The 12,959-nt window shown below is 61.2% G+C and carries 14 protein-coding genes; 5 read left to right on the top strand and 9 right to left on the bottom strand.

The window, feature by feature from the left end; all coding sequences use genetic code 11:
• Positions 1 to 9: 9 nt before the first annotated feature.
• The gene (locus QYQ93_RS02030) at positions 10 to 1,080 is read right to left on the bottom strand and encodes a fatty acid desaturase (protein ID WP_338476188.1); all 1,071 of its coding nucleotides are present in this window, start codon (positions 1,078 to 1,080) and stop codon (positions 10 to 12) included.
• Positions 1,081 to 1,181: 101 nt separating this feature from the next.
• On the opposite strand from QYQ93_RS02030, the gene QYQ93_RS02025 reads away from it, so the two are divergent.
• Positions 1,182 to 2,186 (top strand): AraC family transcriptional regulator, encoded by a 1,005-nt coding sequence (locus QYQ93_RS02025; RefSeq protein ID WP_338476186.1) that lies wholly within the window; start codon positions 1,182 to 1,184, stop codon positions 2,184 to 2,186.
• 115 nt (positions 2,187 to 2,301) lie between these two features.
• Here QYQ93_RS02025 and QYQ93_RS02020 read toward each other — a convergent pair whose 3' ends face one another.
• Complete coding sequence (locus tag QYQ93_RS02020; protein ID WP_043050828.1) at positions 2,302 to 2,667, bottom strand: response regulator transcription factor; 366 nt, start codon at positions 2,665 to 2,667, stop codon at positions 2,302 to 2,304.
• 100 nt (positions 2,668 to 2,767) lie between these two features.
• Between QYQ93_RS02020 and QYQ93_RS02015 the strand changes: the two genes are divergently transcribed.
• Positions 2,768 to 3,241 carry a heme-binding protein gene (locus QYQ93_RS02015; RefSeq protein WP_338476183.1) on the top strand — a complete coding sequence of 158 codons (474 nt, stop codon included), beginning with the start codon at positions 2,768 to 2,770 and terminating at the stop codon, positions 3,239 to 3,241.
• A 27-nt stretch (positions 3,242 to 3,268) separates the two neighbouring features.
• Complete coding sequence (uraH, locus tag QYQ93_RS02010) at positions 3,269 to 3,679, top strand: hydroxyisourate hydrolase (protein WP_043050826.1); 411 nt, start codon at positions 3,269 to 3,271, stop codon at positions 3,677 to 3,679.
• On the opposite strand, the gene QYQ93_RS02005 is transcribed toward uraH, so the two are convergent.
• Entirely contained in the window at positions 3,674 to 4,360 is a 687-nt protein-coding gene (locus QYQ93_RS02005; RefSeq protein ID WP_043050825.1) for a Crp/Fnr family transcriptional regulator, read from the bottom strand. The two genes, uraH and QYQ93_RS02005, sit on opposite strands and share 6 nt — an antisense overlap.
• An 83-nt stretch (positions 4,361 to 4,443) precedes the next feature.
• Between QYQ93_RS02005 and QYQ93_RS02000 the strand changes: the two genes are divergently transcribed.
• Entirely contained in the window at positions 4,444 to 4,971 is a 528-nt protein-coding gene (locus tag QYQ93_RS02000) for a DUF962 domain-containing protein (protein WP_338476181.1), read from the top strand.
• Positions 4,972 to 5,094: 123 nt separating this feature from the next.
• Here the strand turns inward: QYQ93_RS02000 and QYQ93_RS01995 are convergent, their stop codons facing one another.
• From QYQ93_RS01995 to dibA, 6 genes are all read right to left on the bottom strand, one after another.
• The gene (locus tag QYQ93_RS01995) at positions 5,095 to 6,075 is read right to left on the bottom strand and encodes a sulfate/molybdate ABC transporter ATP-binding protein (protein WP_043050823.1); all 981 of its coding nucleotides are present in this window, start codon (positions 6,073 to 6,075) and stop codon (positions 5,095 to 5,097) included.
• A 3-nt stretch (positions 6,076 to 6,078) separates the two neighbouring features.
• Positions 6,079 to 6,951: a sulfate ABC transporter permease subunit CysW gene (gene cysW, locus QYQ93_RS01990; protein ID WP_043050822.1), complete on the bottom strand. Its 873-nt coding sequence runs from the start codon at positions 6,949 to 6,951 to the stop codon at positions 6,079 to 6,081.
• 13 nt (positions 6,952 to 6,964) lie between these two features.
• On the bottom strand, positions 6,965 to 7,783 hold the full coding sequence (cysT, locus tag QYQ93_RS01985; protein ID WP_338476180.1) for a sulfate ABC transporter permease subunit CysT: 819 nt from the start codon (positions 7,781 to 7,783) through the stop codon (positions 6,965 to 6,967).
• Positions 7,784 to 7,979: 196 nt separating this feature from the next.
• Positions 7,980 to 8,990 carry a sulfate ABC transporter substrate-binding protein gene (locus QYQ93_RS01980; RefSeq protein WP_043050820.1) on the bottom strand — a complete coding sequence of 337 codons (1,011 nt, stop codon included), beginning with the start codon at positions 8,988 to 8,990 and terminating at the stop codon, positions 7,980 to 7,982.
• 144 nt (positions 8,991 to 9,134) lie between these two features.
• The gene (gene oscA, locus QYQ93_RS01975) at positions 9,135 to 9,317 is read right to left on the bottom strand and encodes a sulfur starvation response protein OscA (protein ID WP_043050819.1); all 183 of its coding nucleotides are present in this window, start codon (positions 9,315 to 9,317) and stop codon (positions 9,135 to 9,137) included.
• A gap of 269 nt (positions 9,318 to 9,586) precedes the next feature.
• Positions 9,587 to 11,500, bottom strand: coding sequence for a phosphodiesterase DibA (gene dibA / locus QYQ93_RS01970; RefSeq protein WP_338476179.1), 1,914 nt, complete (start codon positions 11,498 to 11,500; stop codon positions 9,587 to 9,589).
• A 166-nt stretch (positions 11,501 to 11,666) separates the two neighbouring features.
• On the opposite strand from dibA, the gene desA reads away from it, so the two are divergent.
• Positions 11,667 to 12,851 (top strand): delta-9 fatty acid desaturase DesA, encoded by a 1,185-nt coding sequence (gene desA / locus QYQ93_RS01965; RefSeq protein ID WP_338476178.1) that lies wholly within the window; start codon positions 11,667 to 11,669, stop codon positions 12,849 to 12,851.
• Positions 12,852 to 12,959 lie beyond the last annotated feature (108 nt).

The following is a 12,959-nucleotide window of genomic DNA, read 5'->3' as shown; positions in this document are numbered from 1 at the left end:
CCCTGGCATTCATTGCTTGCTGAAAGCGAGTCTGGCGTCTGGCTGTTCCTGGCGCTCAAACCGATTGGCCCGGGCGAAGGTGCCAAAATCATTGAAGCGCACGCCCATCTCGGCCATGACCTTATGCGCCACCTTGACGGTCATCTGGCGGATGTAGAACGGCTCCTTCACCACAAAGTGATGGATGCCATGGGTGCTGCCGAAGTTGAAGCAGAACGCCTGCAACGGCCACAGCCACCAGGGGTTCAAGACCTGGGTCTGCTGGATCACGTTACCCGGTTCCACATCGCCGTAGTAGTGCATGTTAGAGCTGACAAAATGCAGGCAGAACGTGCGCAACACATTCGGGCCGATGATCACCACCGCAGCGATGTCGATCACTTGCATCATCTGCAAGGTGCCGGCCGACCAGGTGATCGGCGCGCCCAACAGGCTGGCGATGCCGTTGGCGGCATGAAAGCCCAGGAAGACGTACCAAGCGCCCCAATGCAGCAGCGCCAGCGGGGCGTACACCAGCACCACGCGCTTGAGGATGCTGAGTTTGTGCGCCCAGGTCTTGGCCCGCAGCATGCGGATCAAGGCCGACATCATGTTGTCGCCCACCATCAGCAAGCGCGCAAATCCCCAGGGCTCGCCGTTGGTAATGGCGCGTTCTTCCATATCCGCCTCAGTGCCGGAGACCTTGTGGTGATTAAGGTGCAGATGCCGGCGTATCCACGGGTTGATCGTGCTGGGCCGTGCCAACCACACCAGGCCCATCATCAGGTTGTGGGGCAGGCGCTGCTTGCGAAAGTACATGCTGTGGATCAGGTCGTGTTCCAGCTCGTGGGTCAGTGAAGCGAAGAACGCGTTGAGCAGCAGGCACGCCCACCAGGCCAGATGACCACTGATATAGAGCGCCGCCGAGCCGAGCATGCCGAGCAAGGCAAACGCCAGGATGCCGGCGCCCAGGGCGTCCTGATGCAGCAGCCAGGGGTGGCGCTGGCGCAATCGGGCGCCCTCGGCCAGCACCACCTCACGGATATGCGCGCAACGCTGTTGTGCGTTCATCTGCTGGGGACTTGCAGAAGTACCGTCCATGCTTCCATCCTCTTGTACATTGATGTGTCTATCCTGCCCTAAGCGATCGGGCAGGACGCTAGCCCCGGACGCCAACCTGTTGACCGCAAGCGCCAATCGCCATGACCGAACCCACTTCCCTCGCCAGTTGGACCCGCGCCCTGCGCAAGCAGCTCGACGCCCTGGGCCTGGACAGCGCCGCGCTGTGCGCCGAGGCCGGCCTCGACCCGCAGCAGATGGACGACCCCAACGCACGCTATCCGTTGTCGGCGACCACGCGCCTGTGGCAACTGGCGGTGCAGGCCAGCAGCGATCCGGCGATTGGCTTGCGGGTGTCGCGCTTTGTCAGCCCCACGACATTTCATGCGCTGGGTTATGCCCTGGTGGCCAGCGGCAGCTTGCGCGAGGTGTTCGAGCGTATCGTGCGCTATCACCAGGTGGTCAGTGATGCCCTGAGCCTGGAGCTGAGCCGCCACGGCGACGTCTACCACTTTCGCCTGCTCCAACCCCAAGGCAGCCACGCGCCGGCGCTGGAGGCCATCGACGCCTTCGCGGCGATCTATGTGCGCACTTGCCGCAACCGCCTTGGGCGTGACTATGCGCCGCTGGCCGTTTATCTACGACGCCCGCAGCCTGTCGACCCCGAGCCATGGCACAAGGTGTTTCGCTCGCCAGTGTTTTTTGCCGCCGACGAAGATCGCCTGGAGTTCGCCGCCCACGATTTCGACAGTCATCTTGACGATGCCAACCCGGAGTTGGCCGAACACAACGAAACCGTGCTCAAGCGCACCCTCGCCCAACTGCAACCGTTGACCTGGGAGCGCAAGGTGCGCGCCGTCATCGAGGCGCAATTGCCCGATGGCGAGCCGAGTGCCGAACGCGTTGCACAGGCCTTGCACCTGAGTTTGCGCAGCTTGCAGCGCCACCTGGCGGATGAAGGCTGTCGGTTTGACGCGCTGCTCAATGAGTGCCGGCAGAACCTGGCGTTGTTGCACCTCAGGGATCCGCAGTGTTCGTTGGCCGAGATCAGCCATTTGCTGGGGTTTGCCGATACCAGCAGTTTCAACCGGGCGTTCAAGCGCTGGACGGGGGTGACGCCGGGGCAGTTTCGGGATGGGTTGCGGTAGGAAGATTTTCAGTGGTTGAGATGGCCTCATCGGGGGCAAGCCTCCTCCCACGCTGAACTGTGAACGCGGTCAAATGTGGGCGGGGGCTTGCCCCCGATAGCGGTCGCTCAGGCAATCAGCGCCCACGATCCCGACGCAATACTTTCCTCACCCGAGCCACCAAGACCTTGGCGTCAAACGGCTTGAGCAAGTAATCATCCTCGTGAAGTTCCAACCCCCGCAACCGGTCCTCGATGCCGCCCGGCGTGGTCAGGTACAGCACCGGCGTGTCGCCCTTTTGCCGGATCGCCTGCTGCAATGTCCAGGCGTTCAAGCCCGGTAGCATCACGTCCAGGATCACCAGGTCGTATTCGGTGCCTTCCACAAACCGCTGCGCCGCCATGCCGTTGGCCGCGACTTCCACTGAAAAGCCGGCCTCGCTCAGGCCCTGGGCCATGCGCTGGGCCAGTTGCGGCTGGTCTTCCACTAACAACACCTGCATGTCTTACCCCTGGGTTTGATTACAAACCTGTCATCCAATTGTGCGGCTTTTGTCGGCGTCCACTGGCTACCGTGATGGCCTGCCTTCTGGAGCCCTTCGCATGTATCGCACCGCTTTGTTCCTCAGCCTCGCCGTGACCACCGCGGCCCAGGCCATGCCCCAACTGCCACGCCACGCCGAGCTGGATCTGCGCACCGCACGCCAACTGGCCGACGCCAGCCTGGCCCACTGCACGGCTGCACTGACGGTACTTGATCGCGGCGGCAACCTGTTGCTGGGCCTGCGGGCTGACGGTGTCGGCCCGCACAACAGCCTCGCCAGCCAGCGCAAGGCGTACACCGCGTTGTCGACTAAAACCCCGACCCGGCTATTCGCCGAGCGTGCACGCAACAATCCCGAGGCCGCCAACCTTAACAGCTTGCCCGAGTTGCTGTTGCTCGGCGGCGGCATACCGCTGTTCGCTGACGCCGAACTGGTCGGCGCGCTGGGCATCGCCGGGGCCGGTGGCGCCGCGCAGGACGACGCCTGTGCAGTCCAGGCTGCCGAGCAACTGGGCTTGAAAATCACCCCCTGACTTGATCACTATCAAAAGGACTTTTCGATGAAAACCTTCAGCATGACCCTCGTCGCCCTCAGCCTGAGTGGCCTGTGCAACCTGGCCCTGGCCGCCGGCAACCCGCTGAGCGTACACGTGCTCAACCTGGAAAATGGCCTGCCTTCGGCCGGTGTCAGCGTCACCCTGGAACAGCAAGTGGGCGATCACTGGCAGGCCCTGTCCAAAGGCGTCACCAACCAGCAGGGGCGCATCGCCGAACTGTTTCCTGCCGACCGCAGCATGACGCCGGGCGAATATCGCGTGGTATTCAAGACGGGTGACTACTACAAGAAGGCCAACCGCGAGACGTTCTTCCCCGAGGTGCCGGTGATTTTCCAAGTCAAACAGGCCGACCAGCATTACCACATTCCGCTGTTGCTCAGCCCTTACGGTTTCTCCACCTATCGCGGTTCATAGGCCCGCGGCCAGGCGCAGCCGGTTGAGGTCGAGTATCTCGATGGCGCCGTAACTCAAGCCAATGATGCCCTGTTGCTCCAGTGCCTTGAGCAGACTGTTGATGGTCTGGCGCGACAGGCCCAGCATCGCCGCCAGATCTTCCTGGGGCAGCTGCAACACGCGACGCGGCGGCTCTGTTTCACCGTAGCCCTGGGCAATCATCAGTAGCCGATGGGCCAGGCGCACCGATGCGGGCATCAGGCTGATCTGTTCGATATTGATCAATGACAAGCGCAGTTTATGGCTCATCAGCAGGGCCATATCGCGCCAGAACGCTGGATGCTGTTCGAGAATGCCGAGCATCACCGCCTGCGGCACCTGCAATAGCGTGCACGCGCCGGTGGCCAGGGCGTCGTGGGTACGTGGCAGGTTGTCGAACAGGCAGATTTCGCCGAACCAATGCGGTGTTTCCACCAGGCTCAACACCGCCTCCTTGCCCTGGGCGCTGACCGCGCTGATACGCACCGCCCCTTCCAGCACCGCATACAGCCCACAGGGCGGGTCGCCGCGCTTGAACAGAAACTGCCCCGCCGTCAATGAGCGCAGGCGTGCCGCGCCCAGCAGGCTACGCTGCAAGTCTGACGGCAAGTGTTTGAACCAATGGCCGCGGGCCAAGTGCGCGTGCCATTTGCCTGTGTCCATGGGAACTCCGAAGATTGTCGCCCAATTGACAGTTAGGCACCGACTGACAGGGCATGATCAGACATCCTACAGGAGGAACAACAATGAAAAGCCTCGTCGACCACCTCAGTCAATACGCCGCGTACCACCGCGACCCGCGCAATATTGTCAGCCACTTCATCGGCATCCCACTGATCGTGGTTGCCGTGGCCGTGTTGTTGTCACGCCCCGAATGGGCGGTGGGTGGCCTGTGGGTCTCGCCAGCGGTGATCCTGGCGTTGTTCTCGGCGTGGTTCTACCTGCGCCTGGAACTGGCCCTGGGCGTGCTGATGACGCTGCTGATGGGCCTGTCGGTGTGGGCCGGGCATGTATTGGCGGCGCAGAGCACGATGGTATGGCTGAGCAGTGGCGTGGGTATGTTTGTGGTGGGTTGGGTGATTCAGTTTATCGGGCATTACTACGAAGGCAGAAAGCCGGCGTTTGTGGATGATGTGTCGGGGTTGATCGTGGGGCCGTTGTTTGTGGTCGCGGAGTTGGCGTTTCTGCTGGGGTTGCGGCAGGACCTGCAAAAGCAGATTGCACAACGTTCAGGCCCGATGGGACGCCGCGATCTCAAGCCAAGTGAAGTCTAAATGTGGGAGGGGCGGTGCGACGATTCGACTTGCTCCCGATAGCGGTATATCAGCTTAGAAATTTTTGGCTGACACACCGCTATCGGGAGCAAGCCCCCTCCCACATTGGGTTTTGTATTGAGCTTAGGCTTTTTGCCAGACCTTGGGTTTGAAGAACAGGGTTTCGCCACGGGTTAAACCGGTGAGGCTGTCATGGTCTTTGACCACTTCGGCCTCGATCAACTCGCTTTGGCCTTCGACCTTGAGCGTCACCCGCGTCGTGGCGCCCAACGGCCGGATATCCCGCACTTGCGCCGCATGGTGATCCTCCAGCTCATGCCGCGACAGCGACACTTCATGGGGACGGAACAGCAGGTGCTTGTCCTCGCCCAGGTGCAGGCGGTTCGAATCACCCAGGAAGTGATAGACAAAATCGCTGGCCGGGTTTTCGTAGACATCCCCCGGCGAGCCGATCTGCTCAATCACGCCCTTGTTCATCACCACGATGCGGTCGGCGACTTCCATGGCCTCTTCCTGGTCGTGGGTCACGAACACCGAGGTCAGGTTGATGTCTTCGTGCAGCCGCGCCAGCCAGCGGCGCAGTTCTTTGCGTACCTTGGCGTCGAGGGCGCCGAAAGGTTCGTCCAGCAGCAGCACTTTGGGCTCCACCGCCAGGGCGCGGGCCAGGGCGATACGTTGGCGCTGGCCACCGGAGAGTTGTTCCGGGTAGCGGTCGGACAACCAATCGAGCTGCACCATGTTCAGCAATTCGTGAACCTTGGCCGCGATCTGGCTTTCGCTCGGGCGCTGGTTTTTCGGTTTCATGCGCAGGCCGAAGGCGACGTTGTCGAACACGGTCATATGGCGGAACAAAGCGTAGTGCTGGAACACAAAACCGACGTTGCGATCACGCACATCGTGGCCGGAGACGTCTTCGCCATGGAACACGATGCTGCCGGCGTCCGGGGTTTCCAGGCCGGCGATGATGCGCAGCAAGGTGGTCTTGCCGCAGCCGGACGGGCCCAGCAACGCCACCAGCTCGCCACTCTGGATATCCAGGTTGATGCTGTCCAGGGCCTTGAAGGCGTTGAAGTTCTTGCTGACATTACGGACTTCGATCGACATGACTTATTCCTCACCGGCGCTGTTGCGCAGGCGGTTAATTCGGTTCTCGCTCCACTGCTTGAGCAGCAGGATGAAGAGCGCCAGGATCAGCAACAGGCTGGCCACCGCAAACGCGGCAACATGGTTATATTCGTTGTAGAGAATCTCGACATGCAGCGGCAGGGTATTGGTCACCCCACGAATGTGGCCGGACACCACCGACACCGCGCCGAACTCGCCCATGGCCCGCGCGGTACACAGCACCACGCCATAGATCAAGCCCCATTTGATGTTGGGCACGGTGACATGCCAGAACATCTGCCAGCCATTGGCACCGAGCAGGCGCGCCGCCTCCTCCTCCTGGGTGCCCTGCTCCTGCATCAGCGGGATCAGCTCCCGGGCCACGAACGGCACGGTGACGAAGATGGTCGCCAGCACGATGCCGGGCAAGGCGAACACGATCTGGATGTCATGGTCCTGCAACCATGGGCCGAAGAAGCCCTGGGCGCCGAACATCAGCACGTAGACCAAACCCGCGATCACCGGCGAGACCGAGAACGGCAGGTCGATCAGCGTCACCAGGATGCTCTTGCCACGGAACGAATACTTGCTCACACACCAGGCGGCGCTGACACCGAACACCAGGTTGAGCGGCACTGAAATCGCCACGGCAATCACCGTAAGCTTCAACGCCGACAGCGCGTCGGGCTCCAGGATCGCAGTGAAGAATGCACCCAGGCCATTCTTCAAGCCCTGGGTTACCACGATCAGCAGCGGCAACAGCAGGAACAGTACGAACACCAGCCAGCCTAGGCCGATCAGGATGCGTCGCGACACAGCACTGCCACGCCGGGCGGCATTGGCCGAGGACGCGGCGGAAATAGACGATTGGGACATGTTCCGCGCCTCCTTATGGACGTTCGATGCGCCGCTGCAACAAGTTGATCAGCAGCAGCAGGACAAAGGAAACCACCAGCATCAGCACGCCGATGGAGGTGGCGCCGCGGTAGTCGTATTGGTCGAGCTTGACCATGATCAGCAGCGGCAGGATCTCGGTCTTCATCGGCATGTTGCCGGCGATGAAGATCACCGAACCGTACTCACCCACACCCCGGGCAAACGCCAGGGCGAAGCCGGTCAGCCACGCGGGCAGCAACGCAGGCACAAGGATGTAGCGGAACACTTGCAGCGGCTTGGCGCCGAGGCAGGCCGCGGCCTCTTCGATCTCCCGGGGGATATCGGCCAGCACCGGCTGCACCGTGCGCACCACGAATGGCAAGGTGACAAAGGTCAGCGCCAGGGTGATACCCAGGGGGGTGTAGGCGATCTTGAAACCCAGGTCGGCGGCAAACTGGCCGACCAGACCGTTAGGCGTGTACAGCGCGGTCAGCGCGATACCAGCCACGGCCGTGGGCAGGGCGAACGGCAGGTCGATCATCGCATCGATGACCTTGCGACCGGGGAAGGTGTAACGCACCAGCACCCAGGCCAGCAGTGTACCGATCACGCCGTTGATCAGCGCGGCGTACAGCGCGGTGCTGAAGCTCAGCTTCAACGCCGCCAGCACGCGCGGTGCGGAAATGATGCTCCAGAACTGATCCCAGGTGAGTTGAGCGGCGTGTACGAACATCGCCGCCAGCGGGATAAGTACGATCAGGCTGAGGTACACGACGGTGTAGCCCAGCGTCAGCCCGAAGCCGGGTATGACGGGGGAAATACGACGCGACATAAGAGTCCTTGGTTAGCGGAACGGATATGCGTATGGCCCGCCGTGGCGAGGGAGCTTGCTCCCGCTGGAGTGCGAAGCGCTCCCAAAACCGGTACCCACGGTACATCGTGGTTACCTGATTTTGGGGTTGCTTCGCAGCCCAGCGGGAGCAAGCTCCCTCGCCACGACAAGCCCCGTGCGCAATAGTCGGTATCAGTTACTGCGCCGTGTAGATCTGGTCGAACACGCCACCATCATTGAAGAATTTCGGTTGGGCCGTTTTCCAGCCGCCGAAGTCCTTGTCGATCGTCACCAGGTCCAGTTTCGGGAACTGCTGGGCATACTTGGCGGCAACTTTCTCATCCCGTGGTCGGTAGAAGTTCTTCGCCGCAATCTCCTGGCCAGCCGGGCTGTACAGGTGATTGAGGTACGCGGTGGCGATCTCGGTGTTGCCCTTTTTCTCGGCGTTCTTGTCGACTACGGCCACCGGTGGCTCCGCGAGAATCGACAGGGACGGCACGACGATGTCGAACTTGTCGGCGCCACCGTCTTCCTTCAGCGCCAGGAACGCCTCGTTTTCCCAGGCCAGCAATACGTCGCCCTGACCGTTGTTGACGAAGGTAATGGTAGATCCGCGGGCGCCGGTGTCCAGTACCGGGACGTGCTTGAACAGCTCTTTCACGTATTCCTGGGCCTTGGCTTCACTGCCACCGGTCTTGAGGCCGTAGGCCCAGGCGGCAAGGAAGTTCCAGCGTGCACCGCCGGAGGTTTTCGGGTTTGGCGTGATCACCGACACGTCTTTCTTGATCAGGTCGCCCCAGTCCTTGATGCCCTTGGGGTTGCCCTTGCGCACCAGGAACACGATGGTCGACGTGTACGGGGTGCTGGCGTCCGGCAGGCGGGTCTGCCAGTTTTCCGGCAGGGTCTTGCCCAGTTTGGCAATTTCATCGATGTCGCCGGCCAGGGCCAGGGTCACCACGTCGGCGCGCAAGCCGTCGATCACCGCCCGGCCTTGCTTGCCGGAGCCGCCGTGGGATTGCTGGATCTTGACGTTGTCGCCGGGGTGGGACTGCTTCCAGAAGTTGGTGAACTCGGCGTTGTAGTCCTGGTACAGCTCACGGGTCGGGTCGTACGAGACGTTGAGCAACTCATAGTCTTTGGCAACGGCGGAACCGGCAAACACGGCACTGGCCAACGCGGCCAGGGCGTAACGGCGAATCGACGACATAGAAGCTCCTGAAATTCTTGTTGGCGGCATCCTGTAGGAGCGAGCTTGCTCGCGAAAAACCCAGCAGCACTGCGTTAAACCTGATGCGCTGCGTTATCGTCGGCGTTTTTCGCGAGCAAGCTCGCTCCTACTGATGGCTTATTCTTAGGCGGGTTTGTTACCCGGGCTCTGCAGGCGGAATTTTTCCTTGCGTTCGATCTGTACCACTTGAGCGTTGTGCACGGTGATTTCCACTGCGCCGAACCGCAGATCGCGCAGGGCGCTCTGGATCTCACGCAAAATGGTTGCTTCGTCCTGGCCGTCGACGCTACGTAGAGATGCGCTCATGGTCTCGCTCCTGAGATGAATAGTGCCTGGCAGTGGCGGCACTGCTTGCGGCGTGAGGGCGATAGTAGATAAGCGCGGATATTCTTAAAAATACTATTTAAGAATGTTTATATAACCAGAAATAATTTTCTGACAGGACGAGGAGTTGCGTGTGGTTGCGATCCAAATGTGGGAGGGGGCTTGCCCCCGATAGCGGTGGGTCAGCCAAGTTTTTCTAACCTGATACACCGCCATCGGGAGCAAGCCCCCTCCCACATTTTGACTGCATTTCAAGGCTGGATTGGGGGGGCTCGGGTCCAGTCGATAGCGTCGGCAGGCATCGGTCGCCCAAACCAGTAGCCCTGGCCCATATCGCACTGCTGGTCCAGCAGGAAGCGCGCCTGCTCCACCTGCTCGATACCCTCGGCATGCACCTGCATGCCCATGCTTTTCGCCAGGGCGATCACCACGCGCACAATCGCAGCATCGTCTTCATCCCAGGGCAAACCCGCGACAAAGCCTTGGTCAATCTTGAGTTTCTGCACCGGCAGGCGTTTGAGCCGCAGCAACGAGGAGTAGCCGGTGCCAAAGTCGTCGATCGCCAGGCGCAGGCCCAGTTCGCGCAGGCGGTGCAGTTGCTCCAGGGCGACTTCCGGGTCGTCCATCACCGCGCTTTCGGTGACTTCCAGCTCAAGGAAGGCCGGATCCAGGCCGGTGGCGTGCAGCACCTGGGCAACTTGCTCGTACAGCTCGCGCCGGGCGAACAAGCGGCTGGAGACATTCACCGCAATGAAACTCAGCGGCGCGCCGTGGGTTAGCCACTGGCACATCTGGCGACAGGCCTGGTCCAGCACCCACCCATCGATGTCGGCAATCAGGCCGGTGCGTTCGGCGATGGGGATGAACTCGCCCGGCGGGATCAGACCGCGCTCCGGGTGTTCCCAGCGCACCAGCGCTTCCACGCCCACCAGGCGGCTGTCATGCAGGTCGTGCACCGGCTGGTAATAAACGCGCAGCTCTTGCTGGTCGAGGGCGCGACGCAGCTCGCTGGCGATCTCCACGCGGTTCTGTGCATGGGCGGTGAGTTCTTCGGTGTACAGGGCGTAGCCTTCGCGGCCGGCGTTCTTGGCCTTGAACAAGGCGGAGTCGGCGTTGCGCAGCAATTGCTCGGCGCTCAGGGCGTCGCTGGGAAACAGGCTGATGCCAATGCTGGCGCTGATAAACAGCTGGTTGCCGTCAAAAATGAAGGGGTCCTTCATGGCATTGAGCATGCGCTGTGCCAAGGCCGCGGCCTGCAGCACCTGTGGACAACTTTCCGCGAGCACGGCGAACTCGTCGCCGCCCAGGCGCGCCAGGGTCACACCGGGCCCGAACAAGCCGCGCAAGCGTTCGGCGACCAGCTTGAGCAACTGGTCGCCGACGTTATGGCCAAGGCTGTCGTTGATGATCTTGAAGTGGTCCAGGTCCATCAGCAGCAAGGCACAACCACGCTTGTGCACCTGCGCCGAGGCCAGGGCCTGCTCGGCACGGTCGGTGAACAGCAGGCGGTTGGGCAAGTCGGTGAGCGGGTCGTGATGGGCCAGGTGCGCCAGTTCGTGTTCGGAGTCCTTGATGGCACTGATATCCGAGAACACCGCGACGTAGTGGCTGACCTTGCCCTGGTCATCGTGGATGACGCGAATGGTTTGCCACTGTGGGTAAATTTCGCCGCTTTTGCGTCGGTTCCAGATTTCGCCGCTCCATTCGCCCGTGCGTTCCAGGGTCTGGAACATTTGCTGGTAGAACGTCGACGAATGGCGGCCGGATTTGAACAGGCTTGGTCGCTGGCCCATGACGTCTTCGCGGCGATAACCGGTGATTTCCATAAACGCCCGGTTGACATGCACGATCAGCCCTTGGGTATCGGTGACCAGCACCCCTTCGCGGGTGCAATCGAACACCGCAGCGGCCTGGCGCAGGCGCTCGCGGTTTTCTTTCAGGGGTTGCTGCAATGCATGGGCACGGGCAAAACGCCGGCCGATCCAGTAAATGACCAACGCGCTGAGGCTGACCCACACATAACCGCGCACCTGCAGCCAGCGCCCCAGCTCCCACGGCTCATCGATAAAGTTGATCAATGCGTAGTTGCTGAGCTGGAGCCAAATGATGGAAACCAACAGGTATACCAGCCCCGCACGTAGGGCACCTCGGTATGAAAACAGCATATCTTTAGTAATCCTTACTAAATAACCAGAATCGCCCTACAAAGGATCAGGATTATAGATGAGGAAACACCTTGTAAGTCTTATCTGAAACGGCGACTGGTTTTATCCGAAAAGGGAGTGATAATGCGGATGCTGTTTTTTTCTTTATCTGAGGGCCATACAGCCTATGTGGTACAACGGTTTTCTTGATCTGTCAGCCTGGCAACTGGTGGCAGTCACTCTGTTGATGACCCACGTGACCATCATTGCGGTCACCGTCTATCTACACCGCTATTCCGCCCATCGCTCCCTGGAGCTCAATGCGGGCCTTAAACACTTCTTCCGCTTCTGGCTGTGGCTGACCACGGCGCAGAACACCCGCGAGTGGACCGCCATCCACCGCAAGCACCACGCCAAATGCGAAACCGTCGATGACCCGCACAGCCCGGTGATCAAGGGCCTTTCCACCGTGCTGCGCAAAGGTGCCGAGCTGTACCGCGCCGAGGCGGAAAACCCCGAGACCCTGCGCATCTACGGCAAGAACTGCCCGGACGACTGGATCGAGCGCAAGCTCTACACGCCCTACCCGCTGCTGGGCGTGGCGATCATGGGCGTAATCGACGTGCTGCTGTTCGGCACCATCGGCATCACCATCTGGGCGATCCAGATGATGTGGATTCCGTTCTGGGCCGCCGGCGTGATCAACGGCCTGGGCCATGCCGTGGGCTATCGCAACTTCGAATGCCGTGACGCCGCCACTAACCTGGTGCCGTGGGGCATCATCGTCGGCGGCGAAGAGCTGCATAACAACCACCACACCTACCCCAACTCGGCCAAGCTGTCGGTGAAGAAGTGGGAGTTCGACCTGGGATGGGCCTGGATCAAGGTGTTCAGCTTCCTGCGCCTGGCCAAGGTGCAGCGCGTGGCGCCCATTGCCCACCGCGTCGAAGGCAAGGGCAGCCTGGACATGGACACCGCCATGGCGATCCTCAACAACCGCTTCCAGATCATGGCCCAATACCGCAAATTGGTGATTGGCCCGCTGGTCAAGCAGGAGCTGGAGAAAGTCGATCATTCGGTACGCCACCAGTTCCACCGGGCCAAGCGCCTGTTGTCGCGGGAAACCAGCTTGCTCGATGACCGCCACCACCTGCGCATCCAGAGCATGCTGGAGCACAGCCATGCGCTGACGGTGATCTACGAAAAGCGCCTGGCGCTCCAGCAGATCTGGCTCAAGACCAGTTCCAACGGCCACGATATGCTGGCCGCGATCAAGGAATGGGTGCATGAGGCCGAGGCCAGCGGTATCCAATCCTTGCGCGATTTTGCCCACCAACTGAAGACGTATTCGCTGCGGCCTGCGGCAGTCTGAGTGTGGTGTGGGAGGGCTTGCCCTCCCACACACTGGCTTTTTGGCGCCATTTTACGGGCACCGCCAATCGGTCACGATCATGGAACTTCACCGCAATTCCCCTCTCTC

Source organism: Pseudomonas khavaziana, from assembly GCF_036704165.1.
Lineage (GTDB): Bacteria > Pseudomonadota > Gammaproteobacteria > Pseudomonadales > Pseudomonadaceae > Aquipseudomonas > Aquipseudomonas khavaziana.
The sequence above is the reverse complement of the archived record's forward strand: the minus strand, read 5'-3'. Positions and strand labels throughout refer to the sequence as shown.